We start from the raw sequence: 25,854 nt of genomic DNA, 5'->3' as shown, positions 1-25,854 counted from the left end.
TCGTTATTCTGCCGTTGATGTGAACTGCGTTTATTCGCCAGTACCGAAACGTTAGGACTTGGCTGATTGTGATGGCCCGACCGGCGATTTCTCGCGACCGGCTCGGCGCTCATGATCCGATTGACCTTCCTGTCGCGGTTATTCGCGGTTCCGCATTCCGATGCGGCCTTGGCCGCCGCTCAGGTTCGCGCCCTCTCGCGCCAAGTCCCGCTGCTTCTGATCACCTTGTCTGTGAACGCCGTCGCGGTGGCCTACACGCATTACGGCATTGCACCCCATGGCCTCACGATTCCGCCGCTCGTCGCCATGCTCGGGCTCGCCGCGGCGCGAATCCTCGTCTGGGTGAGGACCCTGCATCGGCCTCTCGAGGGCGAGGCGGCGTTCAGACGCTTGCGGGGAACGAACCTGTTCGGCTCGGCGCTCGGCGTGGGGTTCTCGATCTGGGCCGTGCTTCTGACCCGCTACGGCGACGTCGCCAGCCAGATGCAGGTGCTGTTCTTCCTCACCATCACCATGATCGTTTGCCTGACCTGCCTGCTGCATCTCAGCTCGGCCGCGCCGACGGTCGGCATCGCCGCTCTGCCCGTGACGCTCTACTTCATCAGCACCGGAGAGGTGCTCCTCGTCGTGACGGCGTTGAACTTCGCCGGCGTCATCAGTGCGATGATCTTCCTGCAGAAAATGGGCTACGGCGATTTCTGTCGGCTGACCGCGCTGATCGCCGAGAACCACGATCTCGCGCATACCGACCCGCTCACCGGCCTGCCGAACCGCCGCTCCTTCTTCGCCAAGCTCCAACAGACGATCGGCGAGGCGGGCGCTGCCGGGGCGACCTTCGCGGTCGGTCTTGTCGATCTCGACGGCTTCAAGCCGGTCAACGACAGCTTCGGCCATGCCGCCGGCGACGAGGTCCTGATCGAGGTGGGTGAGCGCCTCGCGGCGATCCTCGCCGGGAACGGCTGGGCCGCGCGGCTCGGAGGCGACGAGTTCGGAATCATCGTCGAGGGAACACAAGACCTCGACGCGATCGGCCGGCAGATCTGCGCCTCGCTACGTCGGCCTTACGCGCTGCGCGAGGTCACCGCACAGATCGGCGCCTCGGTCGGGTTCGCGCGCTTTCCCGATGCCGCCTCCACCTCCGAAATGCTGGTCGAGCGCGCCGATCATGCGCTTTACCATGCCAAGGAAGGCAGCCGCGGCACCGCGATCTGCTTTGCCCTGGAGCACGAGGCGCAACTGCGCAGCCACGCCGTCATCGAGCAGGCCCTCCGCAGTGCCGATCTCGAAACCGAGTTCAGCCTCGTCTACCAGCCGATCATGGATGTCGTGGAGCAGCGCGTCGACGCCTACGAGGCGCTCGCCCGCTGGACCAGCCCGACGATCGGAAAAGTGTCGCCGGGCGACTTCATCGTCGTCGCCGAGCGGAGCGGCCTGATCCGCGACGTGACGCGGGCGCTGCTGCGAAAGGCGCTCGCCGACATGGCCGCTTGGCCCATGGAGGTGAGCCTGTCGTTCAACCTCTCGGCGCACGACATCGCATCGAGCGCCTGCCGGGCGGACATCAAGGATATCGTTCGGGAGAGCGGCGTCGCGCCCGATCGGATCATCTTCGAGCTGACCGAGACCGGCCTGATGCGCGACCTCGTCGACGCACGCGATGCCCTCTCCGAGTTGAAGGGGCTCGGGGTCCGCATCGCCCTCGACGATTTCGGCACCGGCTATTCGAGCCTGAGCTACGTGCACAAGCTGCCGATCACCAGGCTGAAGATCGACCGCAGCTTCGTGACCAGCATCTGCGAGGACCAAGCCTCGCTCAACATCATCCGCGCCATCATCGACTTGGCGCGCAACCTCGGCTTCTCCTGCGTCATCGAGGGCGTCGAGACCACCGATCAGATGCTGCTGCTGCGCTCGGCCGGCTGCCGGTTCATGCAGGGCTACCTGTTCCAGAAGCCGTTGCCGCGTGAGGAAATCGAGGCGCTGTCTGGCGTCGCAGCAGCGATCGTACCGCAGGCGGATCAGCTGCGCAGCGTCGCGTAACGCGGCGGGATGGACGGGGGGCTCTCGGCCCGTCTTTCCCGGAGGCGCCGCCCTATATCGTGCGTGCCGATCGCTACGGAGGCCGTATGTCCCTCATTGTCCCCGTCATCCTCGGATCCGTCCGTTCGGACCGCCAAGGCATTCGTGCCGCCCGATTCCTGATCGAACAACTCAAGGCGCGTGGACATGAGGCGCCCCTCGTCGATCCCGCGGAGCTGAACCTTCCGCTGCTCGACAAGATGTACAAGGAACATCCCAAGGGCCACGCGCCGAAGATTCTCGAAGATCTCGCGACGCTGCTTCGCCGCGCCGACGCCTTCGTGGTGGTCTCGGGCGAGTACAATCACTCGATCCCGCCGGCCCTGTCGAACACGCTCGATCACTTCCTCGAGGAGTATTTCTGGCGGCCGTCGGGAATCGTCTGCTACTCGGCCGGCCAGTTCGGCGGCGTTCGCGCGGCGATGCAGCTGCGGGCCATGCTGGCCGAGCTCGGCACGCCTTCCATTCCCTCGTTGCTGCCGATCCCGCGCATCCACAAGGCGCTGAGCGAAGAAGGCGAACCCTCCGAAGAATGGCTCGGCAAGGCGGCGGGCAAGTTTCTGGACGAGCTGGGTTGGTATGCCGAGGCGCTTCAAGCGAAGCGCGCCGGCGGGACGCCGTATTGATCCCCTGCCCCGCTCGACGCGGACGTTGCCCCGGAGACGCGTCGGGGCCATGTTCGGCGCATCCGCCGGCATGTCCGGCCCTCCCCGATCGAGCGCCGGTGCCCTGAGGCCGGCGCAGCGAGCCCTTCTTCCTTGACCAGACTCACCAAACCCGCACCGGCTGCCGGCGCCCTTCCTTCGCGCGAAACCATCCTCGCCTTCATCTCCGACTCCACCGAGAAGGTTGGCAAACGTGAGATCGCCAAAGCCTTCGGCATCACCGGCGCCGATCGCATCGGCCTAAAGGCTCTGCTCAAGGAGATCGAGGAGGATGGCGCGATCGAGCGCGGCCGCGGTGGCCTCAGCAAAGCTGGCCGACTGCCGCCGGTGGTGCTCGCCGACATTTTTTCGCGGGATCGCGACGGCGAACTCGTGGCAAGTCCTGCGCAGTGGGACGGCGAGGGCGAGGCGCCGCGCATCACCGTCCAGATGCCGCGGGCCGGCCGCAAGTCGAACCGCCCTGCCCCGGGTCTCGGCGACCGGGCGCTGATCCGGGTCGAGCCGGAGGACAGATCGGCGACGCGCTACACCGGCCGTGTCATCAAGGTGATCGGCAAGAACAAGGCCGAGGTGATCGGCGTGTATCGTGCCGGGCGAGAGGGCGGCCGTCTCGTTCCCGTGGAGAAGCGCTCGCAGGGCCGTGAGATCGCGATTCCGCCCGGCGAGGAGGGCGAGGCGCGCGACGGTGATCTCGTCAGCGTCTCGGTGGAGAGCGAGACTCGCTTCGGCCTGCCGCGCGGACGCGTGCGCCAGCGGCTCGGCTCCCTCGGTTCCGAGAAGGCGGTGAGCCTGATCGCGCTCCACCTCCACAACATCCCGCATGTCTTCGCCAAGGAAACGCAGGCCGAGGCGGATGCGGTGAAGGATGTCGGCCTCAAGGGCCGCGAGGATTGGCGCGATCGGCCGCTGCTGACCATCGACCCTCCGGACGCCAAGGACCACGACGACGCCGTGATGGCGGAGCCTGACACCGATCCGAAGAACGAGGGCGGCTTCATCGTCACGGTCGCAATCGCGGACGTCGCCGCCTATGTCCGCCCCGGTTCGGCGCTGGACCGCGAAGCGCTGCTGCGCGGCAACTCGGTCTACTTCCCGGACCGGGTCGTGCCGATGCTGCCCGAGCGAATCTCGAACGATCTCTGTTCACTTCGCGAGAACGAGGACCGCCCGGCGCTGGCGGTGCGCATGGTGATCGATGCCGGCGGCGTGAAGCATCGGCACAGCTTCCATCGCGTGATGATGCGCTCCCGCGCCAAGCTCGCCTACGCGCAGGCTCAGGCCGCGATCGATGGCCGGCCGGACGACAAGACCACGCCACTGCTGGAGCCGGTCCTGCGCCCGCTCTACTCGGCCTACGAGGCCATGAAGGCCGCCCGCGACGCCAGGGGCCCGCTCGCGCTCGATCTGCCCGAGCGCAAGGTTCTCTTGAAGCCCGACGGCGCGGTCGACCGGGTCATCGTGCCTGAGCGGCTGGAGGCGCACCGGCTGATCGAAGAGTTCATGATCCAGGCGAACGTCGCCGCCGCAGAGACCCTAGAGGCGGCGAAGTCCCCGCTGATCTACCGCGTGCACGACGAGCCGGCCCTGGAGAAGATGCGGGCGCTCGGCGAGGTGCTCGCCTCGATCGGCATCAAGCTGCCGAAGGACGGCGTGCTGAAGCCCGCCTTGTTCAACCGCATCCTGCTCTCGGTGGCCGAGACCGAGCATTCGATCTTTATCAACGAGGTCATCCTGCGCTCGCAGGCGCAGGCGATCTATTCGAGCCAGAATCTCGGGCATTTCGGGCTGAACCTGCGCCGCTATGCGCATTTTACCTCGCCGATCCGGCGCTATGCCGACCTGATCGTCCACCGCGCCCTGATTTCGGCCGGGAAGCTCGGCTCGGACGGCCTGCCCTCCGACGTCACCGTCGGCATGCTTGACGCCATCGGCGAGCAGATCTCCGGCGCCGAGCGCCGCGCCATGGCGGCCGAGCGCGAGACCATCGACCGGCTGATCGCGCACTACCTCGCCGACCGGGTGGGCGCCACGTTCACGGGGCGCATCTCCGGCGTGACCCGCGCCGGCCTCTTCGTGAAGCTCGCCGAGACCGGTGCGGACGGCTTCGTGCCGGCCGCGACCATCGGGGCGGACTTCTACCGGCACGACGAGACCCGGCATGCCCTCGTCGGCGACCGCACCGGCGAGACCTTCCGCCTCGGTGACAATGTGGAAGTGAAGCTCGTCGAGGCCGCCGCCGTCGCGGGGGCGCTCCGCTTCGAGATCCTGTCCGAGGGGCGCTCCGGCTCCGGACGGCCGGGGCCGGGCGGACGACCGAAATTCCACAAGGCCAAGTCGAAGACGACGAGCTACGGGCCGCCGAGCTCGGCCTCGAAACGCGGCAAGCCGGCCGCCAGCCGCAACACCCCCAACCGCCGTCGCGGCTCGCGCGGCTGAGGCGCGTGGTGTAGGACCGCGCCATGCCGATCGAGACGACCCACGCTATCGATCCTCCTCCCGCCGAATCCCCAGGTGCCGTGGTCGAGCGGACGCGGCTGATCCCGGCCATGCTGCTCGGCTTCGTCTGCCGCTGCCCGCATTGCGGCGAGGGCAAGCTGTTTGGCCGCTTCCTCAAGGTGCGGCCGGAATGTGAAGCCTGCGGGATGAAGCTCGATGGCCACCGGGCCGACGACTTCCCGCCCTACATCGTGATCTTCCTCGTCGGACACATCGTCGGATACCTGATCCTGACCTTCGAGATGGGCTACGACGTGCCGCTCTGGGTCTCGGTGACGCTGTGGCCCGGCCTGACGCTCGGCCTTGCCGCACTCTTGCTGCAGCCTGTGAAGGGCGCGGTCATCGGCCTGCAATACGCCACCCGGATGCACGGCTTCCAGGTACCCCCTCCCCCGCGGCCTGGTGCCGAGGAGACGCGCATTGGATCCGGCAGTGCTGCCTCCGCCGCCGAATCCGGCCGCATCTGAGACCCGAAGCCGGTCGGCTCCCGCCCTCCGCCCCCGCGATGCCGCGACGCTGATCCTCGTCGACCGGTCGCGGAAGAAGCCGCGCGTCCTCATGGGACGCCGCAACACCCGCCTCGCCTTCCTGGGCGGCAAGTTCGTGTTCCCCGGAGGCCGGGTCGAGCCTTCGGACCGGCGCATGCTGGTCGCCAACGCCCTGCCCCAGCGCAGCGAGGATGCCTTGGCCGCGCGCCTCGTCGGCCGCTCGGCCATGCTCGGCCGGTCTCTGGCGCTCGCCGCGATCCGCGAGACCTATGAGGAGACCGGCCTGCTCGTCGGAAGCCGCGACTACGGTCCGCCCGAGGTCGCACCGGAGGGGGCCTGGCAGGCTTTTGCCGAAGAGGGTGTGTTTCCGGATCTGGACGCGCTGCATCTGCTGGCCCGCGCCATCACGCCGCCCGGCCGTCCGCGCCGCTTCGACACGCGCTTCTTCGTCGCCGACCGCAAGGCCGTGGCCACGGAACGCCCCGGTATCGTCGGCCCGGATGCGGAGCTCACCGAGATCGCCTGGGTCGGCCTCGACGAGGCGCGAGGGCTCGACCTGCCGCGCATCACCCGCGCGGTGCTCGACGATCTCGAAGCGGCCGCCGCGATCGACTTCAAGCCGTTCCGGCCGATCCCATTCTACTTCGAGCGCTATGGGAAAGGCTTGCGGGAATTGCTGTGAATGTCTCACCTCCCCGTCATTCCGGGTTCGCCTACGGCGCCCCGGAATGACGGGGAGTGTTCAAAGCGAGCCTGGGTACAACTCATCCGATGACCGACACCGACCCCCGCGAACTCGGCCTCTGCCCTGAACGCCTGGAGCGCATCGACGCCTGGATGCGACGCTACGTCGACGAGGGCCGGCTCGCCGGCCTCTCGGTGAGCCTGCTGCGCCGCGGCCAGACCGCCTTCTTCCGCGCCCACGGCAAGGCCGACATCGCCCGCGACCGGCCCTTCGCCGCCGCGACGATTGCCCGCATTTATTCGATGACCAAGCCGCTCACTTCGGTGGCGGTGATGATGCTCTACGAGGAGGGCCGGTTTCAACTCGATGATCCGCTGAGCCGCTACCTGCCGGAATTCGCCGAGATGCGCGTCGCGGTCGGCGGCAACCGGGTGAAGCTCGATACGGTGCCGGCGCAGCGCCCGATCACCATCCGCGACCTGCTCACCCACACCTCCGGCCTGACCTACGGCTTCATGGAAGCGACGCTGGTCGATGCGCTCTACCGGGTCGCCGGCATCGACTTTCAGATTTCCGACCATTCGCTGGCCGACCTCGTCGGGCGTGTCGCACGCCAGCCCTTGCTCGCCCAGCCGGGCGCCGAGTGGAATTACTCCGTCTCCACCGACGTGCTCGGCCACCTCGTCGCCGTGCTCTCGGGCCTGGATTTTTCGGAGTTTCTGCGCGAGCGCGTGCTGAAGCCCCTCGGCATGAACGACACCGATTTCTTCGTGCCCGAAGACAAGCGCGAACGCTTTGCGGCCAACTACGTCTTCGACCGCACGGGCCGGCTCAAGATCTACGACGATGCCGAGGGCAGCCGCTTCCTGTCGCCCCCGCCAGTGGCCTCGGGCGGCGGCGGTCTCGTCGGCACGGCGGCCGACTATCTGCGCTTCTGCCGCTTCATCCTGAACAAGGGCGAACTCGACGGCGTGCGGCTGCTCGGCCGCAAGACGGTCGAGCTGATGACCACCAACCACCTGAACGGCGACATGGCCACGATGGGCCAGCCGCGGTTTTCGGAGTCCTCCTACACCGGTATCGGCTTCGGGCTCGGTTTTTCCGTGATGCTCGATACGGCCCGCGCCCAAATCGTCGGCACGCCGGGCGAGGTGGCCTGGGGTGGACTCGCCAGCACCTCGTTCTGGATCGACCCGGACGAGGATCTCGCCGTGGTGCTGTTCGCGCAGCTCATCCCCTCCTCCGCCCTGCCCATCCGGCGTGAATTGCGGGTGCTGACCTACGCCGCGCTGGTGGACTGAATGCTCTGCTTCAGCGTTATATCTGAGAAGGAATAGCGGGCTCGTCCGCACCTGTCTTCGGCGATCCCATGCTCGTGCGGCACCTGTCCTTTTTCGTCACGCTGGCGCGGGAGCAGCACTTTGCGCGCGCGGCCGATGCCTGCAACGTCACGCAATCGACGCTCTCGGCGGCCCTGCGCAAGCTGGAGGAGGACCTCCAGGTTCCACTCGTGGTGCGCAACCAGCGCTTCGTCGGGCTGACCGTCGAGGGCGAGCATCTCCTCGCTTGGGCCCGGCAGATCCTCGCCGACTATGACGGCCTGCGTGACGATCTCTCCGGCCTGCGCGCGGGGCTGAGCGGCACGCTGCGGCTCGGGGTCGTCCCTGCCGCGATGGGCACCGTCGGCGTGCTGTCGACGTTCTTTCGCAAGGCCCATCCCGAGGCGCTGATCGAGATCCGCTCGCTGTCCTCGCGCGATATCCAGAAGGGGCTCGACGATTTCGAGCTCGAAGCCGGCCTCACCTATCTGGAGAACGAACCGCTGGAGCGGGTCCGCCGGATCCCGCTCTATCACGAGCGCTACATCCTCGCGATGCGCGCCGACCACCCGCTGGCCGCCCGCGAGACCGTCACCTGGGCCGAGGCCGTCACGCAGACGCTCTGCCTGCTCAGCCCCGACATGCAGAACCGGCGCATCCTCGACAATCTCGCCGAGAGCCTGTCGCTGCGGCTGCGCCCGGCCGTGGTCAGCAACTCCTTTCTCGGGATCTGCGCGCATCTGCGCCAGGGCGGCTTCGCGGCGATCGTGCCGCACGGTTTCCGCCATCTGTTCGGTGGAACCGATGAGCTCGCCATGCGCGACCTCGTCGAGCCGGCCCATCGCCAGGCGGTCGGGCTCGTCCTGTCCGACCGCGAACCGCTCCCGCCGATGGCCTCGGCGCTGCTCCGCGTCGTGCTGCGGGCCGATCTCGGTAGCGCCGCCGGTCCGACGGCCGATGTGTTCGGGCCGTCCGTCCACTGACCCACTCCGTCATTGCGAGCGCAGCGAAGCAATCCAGGGTCGCACACGCGACGTCAGCGCGTTGGCCCTGGATTGCTTCGCCTTCGGCTCGCAATGACGATTGCGAAATCTGATCGACGCCTTCGATCAGGCGATGCAAGTTTTTCGTTTGATGATCTCGGAAGTATTTTTCATTTTGAGCCCGCTCGGACCGTCGGATCGCAGTCAAGACGATCAACGACAAGGTCCCGAGTGGGGAAGCGCTCAGTATTCTGGAATATTTCCAATCGGAAAATTCCAAATTTCGGCTGAGCGGCGTCCCCTTTGTCACCGAGCAAAGGGACTAAACATGGCCAAGATCGTCCTCGTCCTCTACGACGACCCGGTTGACGGGTACCCCAAGACCTATGCCCGCGACGATCTGCCGAAGATCGAGCGCTATTCCGACGGTCAGACCCTGCCGACCCCGAAGGCGATCGACTTCCAGCCCGGCACCCTGCTCGGCAGCGTCTCCGGCGAGCTCGGCCTGCGCAAATACCTCGAGAGCCTCGGCCACGAGTTGGTCGTGACCTCCTCGAAGGAAGGTTCCGACTCCGTCCTCGACCAGCATCTGCACGACGCCGAGATCGTGATCTCGCAGCCCTTCTGGCCGGCCTACATGACCGCCGAGCGGATCGAGAAGGCCAAGAAGCTCAAGATCATCGTCACCGCCGGCATCGGCTCCGACCACACCGATCTCGATGCGGCGATCAAGCACAACATCACCGTCGCGGAGGTGACCTTCTGCAACTCGATCAGCGTCGCCGAGCACGTGGTGATGATGATCCTCGGCCTCGTGCGCAACTACATCCCCTCCTACCAGTGGGTGATGAAGGGCGGCTGGAACATCGCCGATTGCGTGGCCCGCTCCTACGACGTCGAAGGCATGCATGTCGGTACGGTGGCTGCCGGCCGCATCGGCCTCGCGGTGCTCAAGCGTCTGAAGCCCTTCGACATGCACCTGCACTACACCGACCGTCACCGGCTGCCGGAATCGGTCGAGCGGGAGCTCGGCCTCACCTGGCACGCGAGCCGCGAAGAGATGTACGGCGTCTGTGACGTCGTCACGCTGAACTGCCCGCTCCACCCGGAGACGGAGCACATGATCAACGACGAGACGCTCAAGCTGTTCAAGCGCGGCGCCTACCTCGTGAATACCGCCCGCGGAAAGCTCGCCGACCGCGATGCCATCGTCCGTGCCCTCGAGAGCGGCCAGCTCGCTGGTTATGCCGGCGACGTCTGGTTCCCGCAGCCGGCTCCGGAGGACCATCCTTGGCGGAAGATGCCGCATCACGGCATGACCCCGCACATCTCCGGCACCTCGCTCTCGGCCCAGACCCGCTACGCGGCCGGCACCCGCGAGATCCTGGAATGCTACTTCGAGAAGCGTCCGATCCGCGACGAGTATCTCATCGTCGAGGGCGGCAAGCTCGCCGGCGTGGGGGCACACTCCTACAGCGTGAAGAAGTAAGGCGCGCGAGGCGCGCCAGCGTCTCTCCGACATCAGGGGGGCGGCGGTCGAACACCGCTGCCCGTCCCATGCCCGATCATGGCCGCGCCTGCGGCCGGCGCGGAGAGCGTTCGACCGTGAGCAGCCAGGATACCGCGCGAGCGCTTCGCGAAACCGATCCCCTGAGCGAGATCAAGGCACGCGCACGCAGCGCGTTGCCAGCCGTCCTTGCCGGGCTTGGTGGTTTCCTCGTCATCTACCTGCTTTCCGAGTTGACGAGCCTGCTCGAGGCGTCGCTGCTGATCGCGCCTTTCGGAGCGAGCTGCGTCCTCGTTTTCGGCTTGCCACAAAGTCCGCTCGCCCAGCCGCGAAACGTCATCGGCGGCCATCTGATTTCGTCGGCCGTCGGCTTGGCGAGCCTCGCCCTGCTCGGTCCGACGCCCCTGGCATTCGGGATCGGGGTCGGCATCGCGATCACGGCGATGCTGCTGACCCGGACGACGCATCCTCCGGCCGGCGCCGACCCGATCGTGGTGATCCTGGCGGGAGCATCGTGGCAGTTCCTGCTGATGCCCGTCCTGCTCGGAGCCCTCGTGATCTTGGCAATCGGGATGATCTATCATCGTCTGGTGACGAAGGCCCCGTTTCCGGCCGTCGTCGGCAAGTAGGGACCGGCCTCCCCGAATGGAGGCATCGTCATCCATCGATCGTTCGGTCGCGGGCTTTCCGGAAGGGCCGCCGCCCCGCTCGGCCCCGATCTCGGGTTCGGTGGCCGCAAACTTGCAGGCCGCGGTTGCCTTCCAAGGTGCCGGCGCCACGCGCTGATCGGCGCCCCGAGGGGGCATCACGAGCGATCAGGGACGACACATGAAGCGCGAAGACCTCACGGAGAAGCTGCTCGACATCAAACGTGAGAAGGGCTGGACCTGGAAACACATCCAGGAGGAGATCGGCGGCATCTCTCCGATCCTGATCACCGCCGCCTGCATGGGCCAGATGAAGCTGCCCAAGGCCCAGGCCAAGAAGGCGGCCGATCTGTTCGGGCTCAGCGCCGCCGAGGAGCGCATGCTGAACGAGGCGCCCTATCGTGGCTCGATCCCTCAGATGCCGCCCACCGACCCGCTGATCTACCGCTTCTATGAGCTGGTGATGGTCTACGGCACCACCTGGAAGGAGCTGATCCAGGAAGATTTCGGCGACGGCATCATGTCTGCGATCGACTTCAACATGACCATGGAACGCGAGCCCAACAACAAGGGCGATCGGGTCAAGATGAGCCTCTCCGGCAAGTTCCTGCCGTACAAATACTACGGCAACGAGGATGGCGTGCCCGAATACGGCTTCAAGGAGGGGTGAAGCGTTCTGCCAGGTAGCGCTGTCATTCCGGGGCTCGCCTTCAGCGCCCCGGAATGACGAAGCGGATCACGATTGCGACGGCGTGCCCCTCGCTTCGCGCTTCTTGCCAAGTTTCCTGCCGCCTATGCTGCGAGAAATCCCCGAGGCGGCGCGTCGCAGGCCGAGCCCGAAACGTAACCGGCGCGCCGTCCGTACGAATGGGGAGACGACACGTCACCCTTTCGAGAGCAGCGCCCATGAACCGCCGCCAGACCCTTTTCGCCGGAGCTTCGCTCGTCAGCCTGTTCGCCGGGCTGAGCACCTCGAAACCCGCCCTCGCCTTCGCGGTTGAGAAGAGCGACGAGGAGTGGCGCAAGCAACTCGACCCGGCCGCCTACAACGTGCTGCGCAAGCAGGGCACCGAGCGCGCCTGGACCAGTCCGCTCGACCATGAAAAGCGGGCCGGTACCTTCTCCTGCGCCGGCTGCGACCAGAAGCTCTTCGCCTCGCAGACCAAGTTCGACAGCGGCACCGGCTGGCCGAGCTTCTACCAGCCGCTGCCCGGCGCCGTCGGCGAAAGCAGCGACCGCGCCTACGGCATGACCCGCACCGAGGTACATTGCAGCCGCTGCGGCGGCCATCTCGGCCACGTCTTCGACGACGGCCCGCGTCCCACCGGCCTGCGCTACTGCATGAACGGCGTGGCGATGTCCTTCCAGGCGGCCTGAGCCGCCTCGTCCCTCATTCCCAGGAGATCACAATGATCGTCTCCAAGTTCCTGCGATCCGCCGCGCTCGGCTGGACGCTCGCCATTGGCGCAACGGGCGGCCTGCTCGCCACGGTCTCGCTGCCTCACGGCATGGCTTACGCGGAAGAAGCCGGGCAGCGCCTGCCCGACGCCGTGATGAAATCCGGCGAGGCGCCCGGCAAGCTGCAGACCGCGACGCTGGCCGGCGGCTGCTTCTGGGGCATCCAGGGCGTCTTCCAGCACGTGAAGGGCGTGAAGCAGGCGGTCTCCGGCTATGCCGGCGGCAGCCGCGAGACGGCGAATTACAGCACGGTCGGGCGCGGCCGGAGCGGCCATGCCGAGGCGGTGAAGATCACCTACGACCCGGCGCAGGTCCGCTACGACGAGCTCTTGCAGATCTTCTTCTCGGTGGCTCTCGACCCGACGGAGGTGAACCGCCAGGGGCCGGATAGCGGCACGCAATACCGCTCGGCGATCTTCCCGGCCGATGCCGAGCAGGCCAAGGTCGCCAAGGCCTACATCGCCCAACTCGACACCGCCAAGACGTTCTCGCGACCGATCGCCACCAAGATCGAGCCCGGCGCGACCTTCTACGCGGCCGAGGACTACCACCAGGACTACATGGCCCTGAATCCGAGCGCCGGGTACATCGTCGTCAACGATGCGCCGAAGCTGCGCGCGTTCCAGCAGCTCTTCCCGGAGCGCAGCAATGCCGAGCCGGCCCTCGTCAACAAGCCGAAGGCCTGACCTGAACCACGGCTCTGCCGTGGACGGAGGGCTGTCCCGGCGCAATCAGGCTTTGCCCCGCCCGTCGTTTTCGACGATGGGAAGGGCATGAACATCCTGCTCATCGGCTCCGGCGGGCGCGAGCACGCGCTCGCCTGGGCGATCTCGAAATCCCCGCTCTGCGACCGCTTGTTCACGGCGCCCGGCAATCCCGGCACCGCCGCGCACGGCACGAACCTGCCCGACCTCGAGGTCGCCGACCACGCCACAGTGGTCGAGTTATGCCGCCGGGAAGACATCGGCCTCGTCGTGGTCGGACCCGAGGTGCCGCTCGTCGCTGGTCTCGTCGACGATCTTCAGGCTGCCGGCATCCGCGCCTTCGGACCGACCCGGGCCGCGGCGCAGCTCGAAGGATCCAAGGGTTTCACAAAGGAACTCTGCGCGGAGTACGGCATCCCCACCGCGGGCTTCGCCCGCTTCACGGAGGTCGAGCCGGCCCTCGCATACCTCCAGGAGAAGGGTGCGCCGATCGTCGTGAAGGCCGATGGCCTCGCCGCCGGCAAGGGCGTCGTCGTCGCCGAGAATCTGAGCGAGGCCGAGGCCGCCGTGCGCAACGTCCTCGATGCGCCGGGCGCTGCGCTCGTCATCGAGGAATGCATGTTCGGTGAGGAGGCGAGCTTCTTCGCCCTCTGCGACGGCACCCGCGCCCTCCCGATCGGCACCGCCCAGGACCACAAGCGCGTCTTCGATGGCGATCGCGGCCCCAATACCGGCGGCATGGGCGCCTACTCGCCCGCGACGATCGTGACCCCGGCGCTCGAAGCGGAGGTAATGGAGCGCATCATCGTCCCGACCCTTCGCGGCATGGCCGAGCGCGGCACGCCCTTCACCGGCATTCTCTATGCCGGGCTGATGCTGACGGCGGATGGGCCGCGGCTGATCGAGTACAACACCCGCTTCGGCGATCCCGAGGCGCAGGTGCTGATGCCGCGCCTCTCGGGCGATCTCGTGCCGGCGCTGATCGCCGCTTGCGACGGCGATCTCTCCACCGTCTCGCTCGATTTCGATGAGAACAAAGCGGCGCTGACCGTGGTGATGGCGGCCACCGGCTATCCGGGCACCGTGGTGCGCGGTTCGCAGATCCGCGGCGTGGCCGAGGCAGAGGCCGATGACGTCATCGTGTTCCATGCCGGCACGCGCCAGGACGGCGACCGGCTCCTCGCCGATGGCGGCCGGGTGCTCGCCGTTACCGCGATCGGCGCGAATGTGATGGCCGCCCAGACCCGTGCCTATGCCGCCGTCGCGCAGATCGACTGGCCGGAGGGCTTCTGCCGGCGCGACATCGGCCACCGGGCGGTGACGCGCGAGGTGGAAGCCACCGCCACCTGAGGCCCGGATGAGCCTGGACCCGCTCGGCCTCGCCTTCGACGCGGCCCGCGAGGCTGCCGCCCTCGGCGAGGTGCCGGTCGGTGCGGCCGTCGTGCGCGACGGCGTCGTGCTGGCGGTGGCCGGCAACCGGCCGCGTGCGCTGCACGACCCGACGGCCCATGCCGAGATCTTGGCGATCCGCGCCGCGTGCGCCGCCCTCGGCGACGAGCGGCTGACCGGCTGCGATCTTTACGTGACGTTGGAGCCCTGCCCGATGTGCGCGGGCGCGATCTCCTTCGCCCGCATCCGCCGGCTCTATTACGGTGCCGCCGATCCGAAGGGCGGCGGCGTCGAGCACGGCCCGCGCGTCTTCAACCAGCCGACCTGCCACCACGCGCCGGAGGTCTATGGGGGCTTGCGCGAGGCGGAAGCGGCAACGCTGCTCAAGCACTTCTTTCAGGCTCGGCGGGATTGAGGCCGTTTGCATCGAGCACCGTCCTTATCGAGCCGCTGACGCGGCCATTCCTGCGCTAGGTCCCGGATCACCTTCCGCTTCGCTCCAGGTGTCCGGGAAAGGGCAGTGAGGAGGAATGCTTCGTCAACTTGCCAAAAACTGCCGCAGCGCCGCCAGCACCTCTGCTGGCTTCTCCTCGACGACGAAGTGTCCGCAATCGAGCGACACGCCGGTCGCCTTCGGCGCGAAGGTCTGCTGCCAGACGGTGAGTGCGGGCTCGGGCTTGTTCTTGTCGAGATAGTGCCGGCTCGCGAAGACGAGGACCGGCATGGCGAGCGTCTTGCCGGCGGCGAGGTCGGCCCGGTCCGCCGCCCGGTCCGGCCCGTCGGGGCCGCCGCCGCGATAATCCTCGCACATGGCGTGGATGCGCTCGGGCACGTTCCAGCTCTGCCGGTAGAGCTCCAGCGCGGCCGGGGCGAAGACCGAGAGGTCGTGTGCCGCGTTCCACTGCGTCAGCAGACCCTCGAAATAGGCGTCCGGATCCTGGCCGATGATGCGCTCGGGCTCCGGCGCGGGCTCGGCGAGGAAGGACCAATGCGGGTTGCTGCCGGGCTTCGCCTCGATCCGCTGCCACTGAATTGCGGTCGGTACGATGTCGAGCAGAGCCAGCCGCTCGACGCGCTCGGGATGGTCGAGCGCGAGTCGATAGGCGACGCGGGCGCCGCGGTCATGGCCGGCGATCGCGAAATGGACGTGGCCGATCTGCTCCATCAGCGCGACGATGTCCCTGCCGATGGTGCGCTTGGCATAGGTCGAATGGTCCGGCTCGCCCTTCGGCGCGTCCGTCCAGCCATACCCCCGCAGGTCGAGGCAGATGACCCGGCGATGCGCGGCGAGCCCGGCGGCGATCGGGTTCCACATGGCGTGCGTCTGCGGGAAGCCGTGCAGCAGGAGCAGCGGCGGCGCATCCGCGGGACCGCCGGCGCGGGCGAACCAGCGGCCGGACGGCGTGTCGATCCACAACGCTTCGAAATCGGAAAACAGATTTGTCGCCACGTCCTCGGTCATGTTGTGCTCGCCTCCGGCATCTCTGCAAGAATGATCTTTCCGATTTCAAGCTGTCGCGCTTCGTTCGAGCGATCTCTCGGTGCTTCGGGGAAGCCTAACCGTTCGCTCGCAAGTGAGCCCAGCGATCATTTGAAGAGCAGATTGCTCGCTACTTGTGCAAGACCTTTTCTTAACTCTTCTATCGGAGATTGCGCCGTCAGTCGCGGATGTTCCATGCCTTTGCACGCCCTCGAAGAAGTCGCGCAGATTTCGTCCGACTGGCTCTGGGAGACCGACCAGGACGGACGCTTCACGCATATCTCGGCCGAGGCCGAGCGTCTGTTGGGTCTACCTGCCTCCGCCATGATCGGCCGGACCCGCGATGCCTTCGCCGTCGACGACGAGTCCCTCGGAGGTGAAGTCTACAGCTTGCGAGAGGTTTCGGACGCGATGGCCGCGCGGCGGCCCTTTCGCGATCGGGTCTACGTGTTTCGGCATCCCGACGGGGCCCCACGCTGGTTCGAAATCAGCGGCCGCCCCCTCTTCGCGCCCGATGGCGGTTTCCTCGGCTATCGCGGCGTCGGCAGCGACGTCAGCGACCAGCACCGCACCCGCAGCGCGCTCGCCGCGGCGCTCACCGAGATCCAGAGCGCGAACGCGCAGCTCGTCGAGCAGAACCGGCGCTTCGACGCGGCTTTGGAGAACATGACGCAGGGCCTGTGCATGTTCGATGAACAGGCCCGCCTCGTGGTCTGGAACCGCCGCTACCTCGAGATCTTCGGCCTCGACGACGGGACGATCAGCGTCGGCATGACCCAGCGCGAGATCATCGAGGTTCTCGTCTCGTTCAAGCGCTACAAGTCCGGCGCCACCGTGGATTCGGTCAGCGAGGGCACCCGCACATCCCTCGCCGGCGAGAACGCCAAGTCGGTCCTGCGCGAGCTCGCCGACGGACGCGTCGTGGCCGCGACGCATCGGACGATGGATGGCGGCGGCTGGGTCGCGACCTTCGAGGACGTGACCGAGCGGCGCCGCAACGAGGCTCGCATCATCCACATGGCGCGCCACGACGCGCTCACCGACCTGCCGAACCGCTCCTCCGTGCGCGAGATCGGCATCGAGATGATGAGCCAGGCCGACGACGGCCAGACGCTGGCTGTGCTCTGCCTCGATCTCGACCGCTTCAAGCCGGTCAACGACAGCTACGGCCACGCCCTGGGCGACGGCCTTCTCCGCGCCGTGGCCGAGCGGCTGCGCAGCCATGTCCGCAGCCGCGACGTCGTCGCGCGTCTCGGCGGCGACGAGTTCGTGGTGCTGCACCGCGTCGACGACCCGGGCGGCGCGGTCGGCCTGGCGCAGCGCCTGATCCAAGTGATCAGCGAGCCCTACGCGCTGAACGGGCTCACCGTCGAGATCGGCATGAGCGTCGGCATCGCCTTCGCCGACGGCGAGGGCCGCGACATCGAGCGGCTGCTCAAGAACGCCGACATGGCTCTGTACGAGGCCAAGTCCGCAGGCCGCGGCACCCATTGCCTGTTCGAGCCGCAGATGGACGAGACCGCCCGCGAGCGGACGGTGCTGGAACGCGAGCTGCGCGAGGCGCTGACCTTCGGCCGCTTCGAGGTGCATTACCAGCCGCTGGTCGATCTCGACCGCAACCGGATCAAGGGCGTCGAGGCCCTGGTGCGCTGGCGCCATCCCGAGCGCGGCCTAATCAGCCCCGCCGTCTTCATCCCGCTCGCCGAGGAGACCGGCCTGATCGTGCCCCTGGGCGAATGGGTGCTCAATCAAGCCTGCCGCGATGCCGCAACGCTGGCCGACGACATCAGCGTCGCCGTCAACGTCTCGGCGATTCAGCTCCGCAACCGCACCTTCGCGCAGACCGTGCTGATGGCGCTCGCCGCGAGCGGCCTCAAGGCAACGCGACTCGAACTGGAGATCACCGAGAGCGTGCTGCTCGACGACACGGAGGCCAATCTCGAGACGCTGCATACCCTGCGCCGGCTCGGCGTGCGCATCTCCATGGACGATTTCGGCACCGGCTATTCGTCGATCAGCTACCTACGCCGCTTCCCCTTCGATAAGATCAAGATCGACCGCTCCTTCGTGCGCGATTCCGCCGGGCGCTCGGATGCCGGCGCGATCATCCGCGCCATCGTCGGCCTCGGCACCAGCCTGGGCATCACCACCCTAGTCGAGGGCGTCGAAACGGAAGATCAGCTCGCCACCGTCCGTGCCGAGGGCGCCCAAGAGATCCAGGGCTACCTGTTCAGCCCGCCGCGTCCGCTGAGCGAGATCAACGAGATGCTGTTCCTGGCGAAAGCGAGATCGGCGGCGTGAGGAGATGAGGCTTGTTTCTGTCTGTCAGCGCGTCTTGCTTTGCTGGACGTGCTAGATTCAGATGTGTATGACATCAAATTCTCTACATCCGGTGGTCGTCTTCGTATATTTGTTGTTTTCATAATTGTCGTATTAAGTAACCACACGCTCGCGGCGGATCGCGCGAGACCGGGCCGTGTTGCGACCGAGAGCCGAACCGCCGAGACCATGATCGTTTCGACGAGTGAGAGCAGGGTTCGCACGAAAGGCCGGCCCCAACTCCTGATGGCCCGTTCGGGCGGCTGCGCACCCAATGCCCGGCTTGCTTGGCTGCTGTTGCCGCAAAAATGTTAAACCGCGGAACATTGCGGCGGCGGCCGCCGTTGCTCTCCCGAAGACGGCTTGACCGTCGATCAGATCAAGAGAGTTTGCCATGAGCAGCACGACCGACAAGATCAAAGGTCTCGGCAACGAGGCGGTAGGTAACGTGAAGCAGAAGATCGGCGAGGCGACGGACAACAAGAAGCTCGAAGCCGAAGGCAAGGCGCAGGAACTGAAGGGCGACGCGCAGAAGGCCGCCGGCCATGCCAAGGATGCCGTCAAGAGCGGTGCGGATGCGGTCAAGCGCAGCGTCTAAGGGAAAATCGACGAGGCTGCGGAACGTTTTACGCAGCTTGGCCATTTAATCCCCGGAAGCTTGCAGGAGACGACAATGCTCGGTTGGGCAGTCACATTTCTCGTTATCGCGCTGATCGCGGCAGTTCTCGGATTCGGCGGCGTTGCCGGAACGGCGATGGAAGCGGCCAAGATCATCTGCTTCGTGGCGGTCGCGCTGTTCCTGATCTCCGCCGTCATGGGAGCGGTGCGCGGACGCGCCCCGAGGCTCTGACGGAGCGACATCGCGAGACGGTGGAAAGGGCGGCCTCGGGCCGCCTTTTTCGCGTCTGGTTCGCTGCCGCCGGGCGCCCCATGCAGCAGACTCATCGCCGTGCTGTCGTCGAGCGGGCCACTGTTGTCTCGTAACGCGGCGCGCGCTCTGTTATGGCAGCCGCCATGAGCGACACTTCAGACGACGAGACCCGTGGGGCCGAGGCTCCGCGCGGCGAGGATGCCATTCCCGAAACCTTCGAGGGCGAGCGGATCGCCAAGGCCATCGCCCGGGCCGGGCTGGCCTCGCGCCGCGACGCCGAGGCGATGATCGAGGCCGGCCGTGTCAGCCTGAACGGCAAGGTCCTGGCCTCGCCGGCGATCAACGTCACGGACAAGGATCGCATCACCGTCGACGGAGAGCCGCTGCCGGCGCGGGAGCGCACCCGGCTCTGGGTGCTGCACAAGCCGCGCGGCGTCGTCACCACGGCGCGCGACCCGGAAGGGCGCCAGACGGTGTTCGACGGGCTGCCGGAGGAACTGCCGCGCGTCGTCGCCGTGGGCCGGCTCGACATCAACACCGAGGGGCTGCTGCTCCTCACCAACGATGGCGGCCTCGCCAAGGTGATTGCCCATCCTGACACCGGCTGGCTGCGCAAGTACCGCGTGCGCGCCTTTGGCGAGATCACGCAGCCCGAGCTCGACAAGCTCCGCAAGGGCGTCACCATCGACGGCATGGAATACGGCCCCGTGGAGGCGAGCCTCGACCGGTCGCAGAGCGACAACGTCTGGCTGACCCTTGGCTTGCGCGAGGGCAAGAACCGCGAGGTCAAGCGCATCCTCGAGCACCTCGGCCTTTCGGTGAACCGGCTGATCCGGCTCTCCTTCGGCCCCTTCCAACTCGGCGACCTCGAGGTCGGACTGGTCGAGGAGATCCGCACCAAGGTCCTGAAGGAGCAACTCGGCAAGACGCTCGCCGAGCAGGCCGGCGTCGATTTCGAGAGCCCGACCCGGGAGCCGATCGCGCCCTTCGGCAAGCCGAAGAAGCCCGCTGCGGACTCCCAGCGCGATCCGTCCGCCAAGCCCCGCAAGCCGGCCTCCGCCTCCTCGCGTCCTGCCCCGCGCGGCGGTGACGGCCGCCCGAGCCGCAGTCCCTCCCGCCCGGCCGCGCCGGCCCGCGTCCCCACCGGCGGCATGAGCGCCGGCCCACGCCAGTCGATCTGGCGCGCCGACGAGGGCACCGAGCGTCCCCACGGCACCAAGATCCCGCGTCGGGGCACCGATCCGCGGATCTCCCGCGAGGCGGCGGCCGAGCGTGGCCGCGAGCGCGTCGGCGCCATCACCTCGGGTGATCGCCGCGTCCTGGTCGAGCGCCTGCAGCCGAGCCCGGAGCAGCCCGCGCCCGAGCCGCATCGCCGCGTCCGCTTCCGCACGGCGGAAGAGCGCCCTCAAGGCTCAGAAGACCGTCGCGGCCCCCGGTCCGATCCGCGCCCGCCTCGCCGGGAGGGCGATGGCGCGCCGCGTGGAAACCGCTTCGAGGACCGTGGCGAGCGCCGCGGCCCAGCCCGGGACCGGCCTCGCGACGGTGAACGCTCGGGCGGGTTTCGCGATGGATTGCGGCCGCGCTCGAGCGATGGCGGCCGGGACCGGCGCGATGACGCCGGCGCGCGTCCGCGTGCGCCTCGGGATCATGACGAGGGTGCTCGCCGGGCTGGGCCGAGGACCGACACTGGCCGTCCGGCCCGGGCCGAGCGCCCCTTCGGCGGCGCAGCCCGCGCCGACAAGCCGGCCGGCGGCCGCGGCTTCAAGGCCGGTGGCGGCGATCGTCCGGGCGGCGGTGGCTTCAAGGCCGGTGGCCGTCCCGGTGGCGGCTTCAAGGGCGGCAAGCCCGGTGGACGACCGGGCGGATTCGGCGGCAAGCCGGGCGGCTCTCGTGGCGGTGGCGGCGGCCGGCCGCCGCGCGCCGGAAAATGAGCCGGCGTCGCCCCGTCGAGGGGCGCCGTAAACAGGCCCGAGGCGCCAGGTGAGGATCGTCGGCGGAAGCCTCAGCGGGCGCACCCTGCGCGGTCCGCGCAGCGACGCGATCCGGCCGACTTCGGATCGGCTGCGCGAGGCGTTGTTCAACGTACTTCGTCATGCCTATGGCGATCCCGTTGACGATGCTCGCGTTCTCGATCTCTTTGCCGGAACGGGTGCTTTCAGCTTCGAAGCCTTGTCGCACGGCGCGGCCTACGCGCTTCTCGTCGACGAGGGCGCCGAAGCGCGTGGGCTGATCCGCGAAAATATCGAGGCGCTCGGGCTCGAAGGCGTCACCCGGCTCTATCGCCGCGACGCCACCAAGCTCGGTCTCGCCCAGGCGATCGGCCGCTTCTCGCTGGTGTTCTGCGACCCTCCCTACGGCCGCGGTCTCGCCCCGAAGGCGCTCGCTGCTGCCGTCGAAGGCGGCTGGCTGGAGCCGGACGCCCTGGTGCTGGTCGAGGAATCTGCCTCGTCGCCACTCGGCCCGCTTCCCGGTTTCTCGGAGCTGGAACGCCGGGATTACGGCGAGACGGCCGTGACGTTCCTGCGTTTCGAGGGCGCCTGAGACGGGCGATAGCGGCGGCGCCTTAGTGCGGTCCTTAGAATTATAATTGACTTAGATGCAGCCTCGCGGAACTCTCTCAGCATAAAAGCGCCCGAACGGCGCAACCTGGGAGAGACATGGATGGCTGCCACACAGACGACCAAGCTCGGCGCCTGCCCGCACGACTGCCCCGATACCTGCTCGATGATCTACACCATCGAGGAAGGCCGGCTGCTTTCGGTGAAGGGCAATCCCGATCACCCAATGACCCGCGGCTCGCTCTGCGTGAAGGTCAAGGATTTCGAGCGCCATCACTATAACCCGGACCGCATCCTCTACCCAATGCGCCGCACCGGTCCGAAGGGCTCTGGCCAGTTCACCCGCATCACCTGGGCCGAGGCGCTGGATGAGGTCTACACACGCTTCCAGGACGTGATCACGCGGCACGGCCGCGAGGCCATCCTGCCCTACAACTACCTCGGCAACGAGGGCGTGGTGCAGGGTCTCACCGTCGGCGACGCCTTCTTCAACAAGCTCGGCGCCAGCGTCGCCGAAAAGACTTTTTGCGGTTCTGGCTCGTGCACGGCCTGGCTGCTGACCGTCGGCCCGACCAACGGCCTTGATCCGATGAGCTTCACCCAGTCGAAATACATCGTCATCTGGGGCTGCAACTCGATCTCGACGAACATCCACCACTGGCACGTGGTGAAGGATGCTCAGCGCCACGGTGCGAAGGTGGTGGTGATCGACCCATACCGCTCGCGGACCGCCAAGGAAGCCGACTGGCACATCATGCCGAAGCCCGGCACGGACGGCGCGCTCGCGATGTCGCTGATCCACTGTATCATCAACGGCAATCTGATCGATCGCGACTATGTCGAGAAGCACACGATCGGCTTCGACGAATTGAAGGAGCGCGCCGAGCTCTTCACGCCCGAATACGCGGAAGAAATCTGCGGTGTGCCGGCTGCGGATATCCGCATGCTGGCGCATGAATACGCCACCACCCGCAACGCCGCGATCCGCCCCGGTGTCGCCGTCGAGCGCAGTGCCGGCGGGGCGCAGGCTCTCCGCGCGATCTTCTCGCTGCCGGCGCTGACCGGTGCCTGGAAGGATCCGGGCGGCGGCATCTACCAGATGCCGCTCTGGGAATTCCCGGTGCATTGGGACCGCGTCTGCCGGCCGGACTGGATTCCGCAGGGCACCCGCGCCGTGAACGTGCTGAAGCTCGGCGCCGTTCTCAACGGCGAAGCTGGGCTCGACCCCGGCATCCATGCGCTGATGGTCTACAACGCCAACCCGGTCTCGAACTCCACGGAGACGGCGGCGATCAAGAAGGGTCTGGCCCGCGAAGACCTGTTTACGGTGGTGAGCGAGCATTTCGTCACCGACACCGCCCGCTACGCCGACATCCTGCTGCCGGCGACCATGGCCGCCGAGCACGATGACATGATGTTCTCGTGGGGCCACTTCTTCTTCACGCTGAACCAGAAGGCCATCGAGCCGCCGGGCGAGACCGTCTCCAACGCCGAGCTGTTCCGGCGGCTGGCCAAGCGCTTCGGCTTCGACGAGCCGCAATTCTCCATGAGCGAGATCGAGCTCATGGAGTGGTACCTCGACTGGGACAGCCCGAAGATGGCCGGCGCCAGCATGGAGGAATTTCGCAGGACGGGATGGTATCGCCTGAACATCGGCGATCCGGAGACGCGGACCCCCCATGCCGAGGGCAACTTCCCGACGGCCTCGGGCAAGTGCGAGTTCTTCTCGCAAGGCGCCCTCGACAACGGCAACTTCGTCGCCCCGCCCTTCCGGCAGATGTACGAGGCCGAGCAGGGCGGAGAGCCCCTCGACCCCCTGCCCGGCTACGTGCCGGCGAACGAGCGGCCGGAGACGAACGGGGCGCTCGCCGCGTGCTTCCCGCTCAACATCGTCTCGCCGAAGAGCCACGGCTTCCTCAATTCGCAATACGCGAACGAGGCGCACAAGATCGCCCGACAGGGCGAGCAGTCGATCCTGATCAACCCGTCCGACGCGTCAGGGCGGCAGATCACCGAGGGCGCCCTGGTACGGGTCTTCAACGAGCGAGGCACCTTCCATGGGCAGGCACAGGTGACGGATGACGTGCCGCCGGGCGTAGTCGTTGCCTCGCTCGGCTACTGGCACTCGCTCAACCGCGACGGCGCGGTGAATGTGGTCAGCTCGTCGAAGTACGGAGGCATGGGCCACTCACCGACCTTTAGCGACAACCTCGTCGAGGTAGGGCTGGCCAGCCCAGCGTAGCAACCCTGCTCGCCGTCATTGCGAGGCGAAGCCGAAGCAATCCAGGGCCACCGCACTGACGGTGTGGGTGTGCCCCTGGATTGCTTCGCTGTGCTTGCAATGACGGGGGATGGATTGGCTTAGCCGTCCTGCTGCTGACGGAGCGGCTGACCGCATCCTGCCTAGTCAGTACATATGGCGCACCGGGGGCTTGCGGCGAGCCCCCGGACCTGCCGCATGAAGGCTCCCCATTCATAACGGGGGGCGCCGAATGCGCGTGTTATTGTCGACCTATGGATCCCGCGGGGATGTCGAGCCGATTGCGGGTCTCGCAGCCGCATTGCAGGAACTCGGCGCGGACTTGCGCGTCTGCGCGCCGCCGGATGACGAATTCGTTGATGTGCTGGCGCGGGCAGGTGTCGCGCCGGTTCCGGGCTTCGCGCCGCTGCGCGATTGGGTGACGAAGCTGAAGAAGCAGCCGGCGACCGATCCGGCTCGGCGCGCCGCGGAGATCATCGAGACCGCCAAGCGAATCGTCTCCACGCAGTTCGACGTGATGGCCGCGGCGGCCGAGGGCTGCGACGCGATTCTGGCGACAGGCCTGTTCCCGTCCGTCGCCGCTGCGCAGGCCGTGGCCGAGCAGCGGGGTCTCCGCTTTGCATGCGCTGCATTTTGTCCGCGATTCCTGCCGTCCGAGCACCACCGGCCTTACGAGTATCCGACCCGTCCCCACCCGCCCGGGGTGAGCGACAACCGGGTGCTGTGGCAGCACGACCTCCAGACCCAGGCCGCGCTGTTCGGAGAGGGCATCAACACGCTCCGCGGGCGGATCGGCCTAGCCCCGCTGGAGAACCTCCGCGACCCGATCATCACCCGTCGCCCCTGGCTGGCGGCGGACCCGATCCTCGCGCCGTGGCAGCCGACGGACCTTCGCGACGTCGTGCAGACTGGCGCTTGGATCCTGTCGGACGAGCGTCCCCTGCCCGCCGAGCTGATCGCGTTCCTCGAGGCCGGCACGCCTCCGGTCTATGTCGGCTTCGGCAGCATGCCGATGCAGGCCTTGAAGGAGGCCTCTCGCTTGGCCGTCGAGGCGTGCCGCGCCCGGGGCCGGCGCGTGGTTCTCGCCCATGGCTGGGCCGAACTGGACCTGATCGCCGATCGCGCCGACGGCCTCGCGGTCGGCGACATCAACCAACAGGCGCTGTTCCGCCGAGTCGCGGCCGTTCTGCACCATGGTGGTGCCGGAACGACGACGGCGGCCGCGCGGGCCGGCGTCCCCCAGGTGATCGTGCCCCAGGTGGCGGATCAGCCGTATTGGGGCAGCCGGGTCGCGCAGCTCGGCATCGGCGCAAGCGATGGGGCGTCGGTCCCGAGCTTCGATGGGCTGTCGGATTCGCTCGCAAAGGCGCTGGCACCCGAAACGCGAGCCCGCGCGGCTGCCCTGGCCGGCACGATCCGCGTCGACGGGGCAGCGACGGCCGCGAGGCTGCTTCTTGCGCCCGCCTCCGTCTGAAGGCCCGCACGCTCGCCATCGAGTGGCCTCGCGCGACAGCCCCGGTCGCCAGTAGTCCGGTGTCGGCCCGAGATCGCTGCCGCGCGATCCCGGTTCGCCGACGGAGCCGTGGCTAACCCCGCGAAACCGAGACGCTGGAGAGGCGTCCGCCGCCGTCGAGACGCAGAACGAGGTAGGAATAGTCCACCCCGAAGCCGCCGACTCCCAGGGCGTAGGTCAGCACACCGTCCTTCTCGATCTCCGGCGGTCCGAGCCTGTCGATGATCGCCTCACGGGTCATGCCCGTTTCGAGCGCTGCCTTGACCTCCTCGACCATGGCTGCGCGCGGATTCTTGCGCTCGGTCGAGCCGTAGGCGGCCTTCCAGGCCCGCCCGTCGAATCCGCCCGCATGCGATGCCACGGCCAAAGCTCCGAACCAGCCCAGGGCGAACAGGCCCGCGACGGTGGCCTTTCCAACTCTGCTCATCCTGAT

Annotated in this window: 23 protein-coding genes; 21 read left to right on the top strand and 2 right to left on the bottom strand. The window is 67.5% G+C overall.

What is annotated here, in order from left to right; all coding sequences use genetic code 11:
- The first annotated feature begins 111 nt into the window (after positions 1–111).
- The 14 genes from GGR33_RS14010 to GGR33_RS13945 all read left to right on the top strand — a co-directional run bounded on the left by GGR33_RS14010 (position 112) and on the right by GGR33_RS13945 (position 14,835).
- Positions 112–2,040, top strand: coding sequence for a putative bifunctional diguanylate cyclase/phosphodiesterase (locus GGR33_RS14010; RefSeq protein ID WP_183506241.1), 1,929 nt, complete (start codon positions 112–114; stop codon positions 2,038–2,040).
- Positions 2,041–2,126: 86 nt separating this feature from the next.
- Complete coding sequence (locus GGR33_RS14005) at positions 2,127–2,705, top strand: NADPH-dependent FMN reductase (protein WP_183506238.1); 579 nt, start codon at positions 2,127–2,129, stop codon at positions 2,703–2,705.
- Between the two features lie 132 nt (positions 2,706–2,837).
- Positions 2,838–5,180, top strand: a complete 2,343-nt coding sequence (gene rnr, locus GGR33_RS14000) for a ribonuclease R (protein WP_183506236.1) — start codon at positions 2,838–2,840, stop codon at positions 5,178–5,180.
- Positions 5,181–5,203: 23 nt separating this feature from the next.
- On the top strand, positions 5,204–5,707 hold the full coding sequence (locus GGR33_RS13995) for a DUF983 domain-containing protein (protein ID WP_425488783.1): 504 nt from the start codon (positions 5,204–5,206) through the stop codon (positions 5,705–5,707).
- Positions 5,676–6,410, top strand: coding sequence for an NUDIX hydrolase (locus tag GGR33_RS13990; protein ID WP_246413184.1), 735 nt, complete (start codon positions 5,676–5,678; stop codon positions 6,408–6,410). Before GGR33_RS13995 ends, GGR33_RS13990 begins: the two co-directional genes overlap by 32 nt.
- Before the next feature lie 89 nt (positions 6,411–6,499).
- The gene (locus tag GGR33_RS13985) at positions 6,500–7,714 is read left to right on the top strand and encodes a serine hydrolase domain-containing protein (protein WP_183506232.1); all 1,215 of its coding nucleotides are present in this window, start codon (positions 6,500–6,502) and stop codon (positions 7,712–7,714) included.
- A 68-nt stretch (positions 7,715–7,782) separates the two neighbouring features.
- The gene (locus GGR33_RS13980) at positions 7,783–8,715 is read left to right on the top strand and encodes a LysR family transcriptional regulator (RefSeq protein ID WP_183506229.1); all 933 of its coding nucleotides are present in this window, start codon (positions 7,783–7,785) and stop codon (positions 8,713–8,715) included.
- 328 nt (positions 8,716–9,043) lie between these two features.
- Positions 9,044–10,204: an NAD-dependent formate dehydrogenase gene (locus GGR33_RS13975; protein ID WP_183506227.1), complete on the top strand. Its 1,161-nt coding sequence runs from the start codon at positions 9,044–9,046 to the stop codon at positions 10,202–10,204.
- Between the two features lie 116 nt (positions 10,205–10,320).
- Positions 10,321–10,851, top strand: a complete 531-nt coding sequence (locus GGR33_RS13970; protein WP_284211774.1) for an HPP family protein — start codon at positions 10,321–10,323, stop codon at positions 10,849–10,851.
- 199 nt (positions 10,852–11,050) lie between these two features.
- Positions 11,051–11,539 carry a cyanase gene (gene cynS / locus GGR33_RS13965; RefSeq protein WP_183506223.1) on the top strand — a complete coding sequence of 163 codons (489 nt, stop codon included), beginning with the start codon at positions 11,051–11,053 and terminating at the stop codon, positions 11,537–11,539.
- A gap of 236 nt (positions 11,540–11,775) precedes the next feature.
- On the top strand, positions 11,776–12,246 hold the full coding sequence (msrB, locus tag GGR33_RS13960; RefSeq protein WP_183506221.1) for a peptide-methionine (R)-S-oxide reductase MsrB: 471 nt from the start codon (positions 11,776–11,778) through the stop codon (positions 12,244–12,246).
- A gap of 32 nt (positions 12,247–12,278) precedes the next feature.
- The gene (msrA, locus tag GGR33_RS13955) at positions 12,279–13,013 is read left to right on the top strand and encodes a peptide-methionine (S)-S-oxide reductase MsrA (protein WP_183506219.1); all 735 of its coding nucleotides are present in this window, start codon (positions 12,279–12,281) and stop codon (positions 13,011–13,013) included.
- 87 nt (positions 13,014–13,100) lie between these two features.
- Positions 13,101–14,381 carry a phosphoribosylamine--glycine ligase gene (purD, locus tag GGR33_RS13950; RefSeq protein ID WP_183506218.1) on the top strand — a complete coding sequence of 427 codons (1,281 nt, stop codon included), beginning with the start codon at positions 13,101–13,103 and terminating at the stop codon, positions 14,379–14,381.
- Between the two features lie 7 nt (positions 14,382–14,388).
- Positions 14,389–14,835, top strand: a complete 447-nt coding sequence (locus tag GGR33_RS13945; RefSeq protein ID WP_183506216.1) for a nucleoside deaminase — start codon at positions 14,389–14,391, stop codon at positions 14,833–14,835.
- A gap of 123 nt (positions 14,836–14,958) precedes the next feature.
- Here the strand turns inward: GGR33_RS13945 and GGR33_RS13940 are convergent, their stop codons facing one another.
- A complete protein-coding gene (locus GGR33_RS13940) occupies positions 14,959–15,882 on the bottom strand; it encodes an alpha/beta fold hydrolase (RefSeq protein WP_183506214.1) in 924 nt (307 codons plus the stop codon).
- A gap of 213 nt (positions 15,883–16,095) precedes the next feature.
- Between GGR33_RS13940 and GGR33_RS13935 the strand changes: the two genes are divergently transcribed.
- The 7 genes from GGR33_RS13935 to GGR33_RS13905 all read left to right on the top strand — a co-directional run bounded on the left by GGR33_RS13935 (position 16,096) and on the right by GGR33_RS13905 (position 25,382).
- Positions 16,096–18,201: a sensor domain-containing protein gene (locus GGR33_RS13935; RefSeq protein ID WP_183506212.1), complete on the top strand. Its 2,106-nt coding sequence runs from the start codon at positions 16,096–16,098 to the stop codon at positions 18,199–18,201.
- A 412-nt stretch (positions 18,202–18,613) separates the two neighbouring features.
- A complete protein-coding gene (locus GGR33_RS13930) occupies positions 18,614–18,817 on the top strand; it encodes a CsbD family protein (protein WP_183506210.1) in 204 nt (67 codons plus the stop codon).
- A 75-nt stretch (positions 18,818–18,892) separates the two neighbouring features.
- The gene (locus tag GGR33_RS13925) at positions 18,893–19,069 is read left to right on the top strand and encodes a DUF1328 domain-containing protein (RefSeq protein ID WP_183506208.1); all 177 of its coding nucleotides are present in this window, start codon (positions 18,893–18,895) and stop codon (positions 19,067–19,069) included.
- 164 nt (positions 19,070–19,233) lie between these two features.
- Complete coding sequence (locus GGR33_RS13920; protein ID WP_183506207.1) at positions 19,234–21,021, top strand: pseudouridine synthase; 1,788 nt, start codon at positions 19,234–19,236, stop codon at positions 21,019–21,021.
- A 49-nt stretch (positions 21,022–21,070) separates the two neighbouring features.
- Positions 21,071–21,631 carry a 16S rRNA (guanine(966)-N(2))-methyltransferase RsmD gene (gene rsmD / locus GGR33_RS13915; protein WP_183506205.1) on the top strand — a complete coding sequence of 187 codons (561 nt, stop codon included), beginning with the start codon at positions 21,071–21,073 and terminating at the stop codon, positions 21,629–21,631.
- A gap of 120 nt (positions 21,632–21,751) precedes the next feature.
- Positions 21,752–23,890, top strand: a complete 2,139-nt coding sequence (locus GGR33_RS13910) for a molybdopterin-containing oxidoreductase family protein (RefSeq protein ID WP_183506203.1) — start codon at positions 21,752–21,754, stop codon at positions 23,888–23,890.
- A 250-nt stretch (positions 23,891–24,140) separates the two neighbouring features.
- A complete protein-coding gene (locus GGR33_RS13905; protein ID WP_183506201.1) occupies positions 24,141–25,382 on the top strand; it encodes a glycosyltransferase in 1,242 nt (413 codons plus the stop codon).
- 112 nt (positions 25,383–25,494) lie between these two features.
- Here the strand turns inward: GGR33_RS13905 and GGR33_RS13900 are convergent, their stop codons facing one another.
- Positions 25,495–25,848 (bottom strand): hypothetical protein, encoded by a 354-nt coding sequence (locus GGR33_RS13900; protein WP_183506199.1) that lies wholly within the window; start codon positions 25,846–25,848, stop codon positions 25,495–25,497.
- Positions 25,849–25,854 lie beyond the last annotated feature (6 nt).

It is taken from the genome of Methylobacterium brachythecii (assembly GCF_014196345.1).
Lineage (GTDB): Bacteria > Pseudomonadota > Alphaproteobacteria > Rhizobiales > Beijerinckiaceae > Methylobacterium > Methylobacterium brachythecii.
This window is presented reverse-complemented; position numbering and strand designations above follow the sequence as displayed.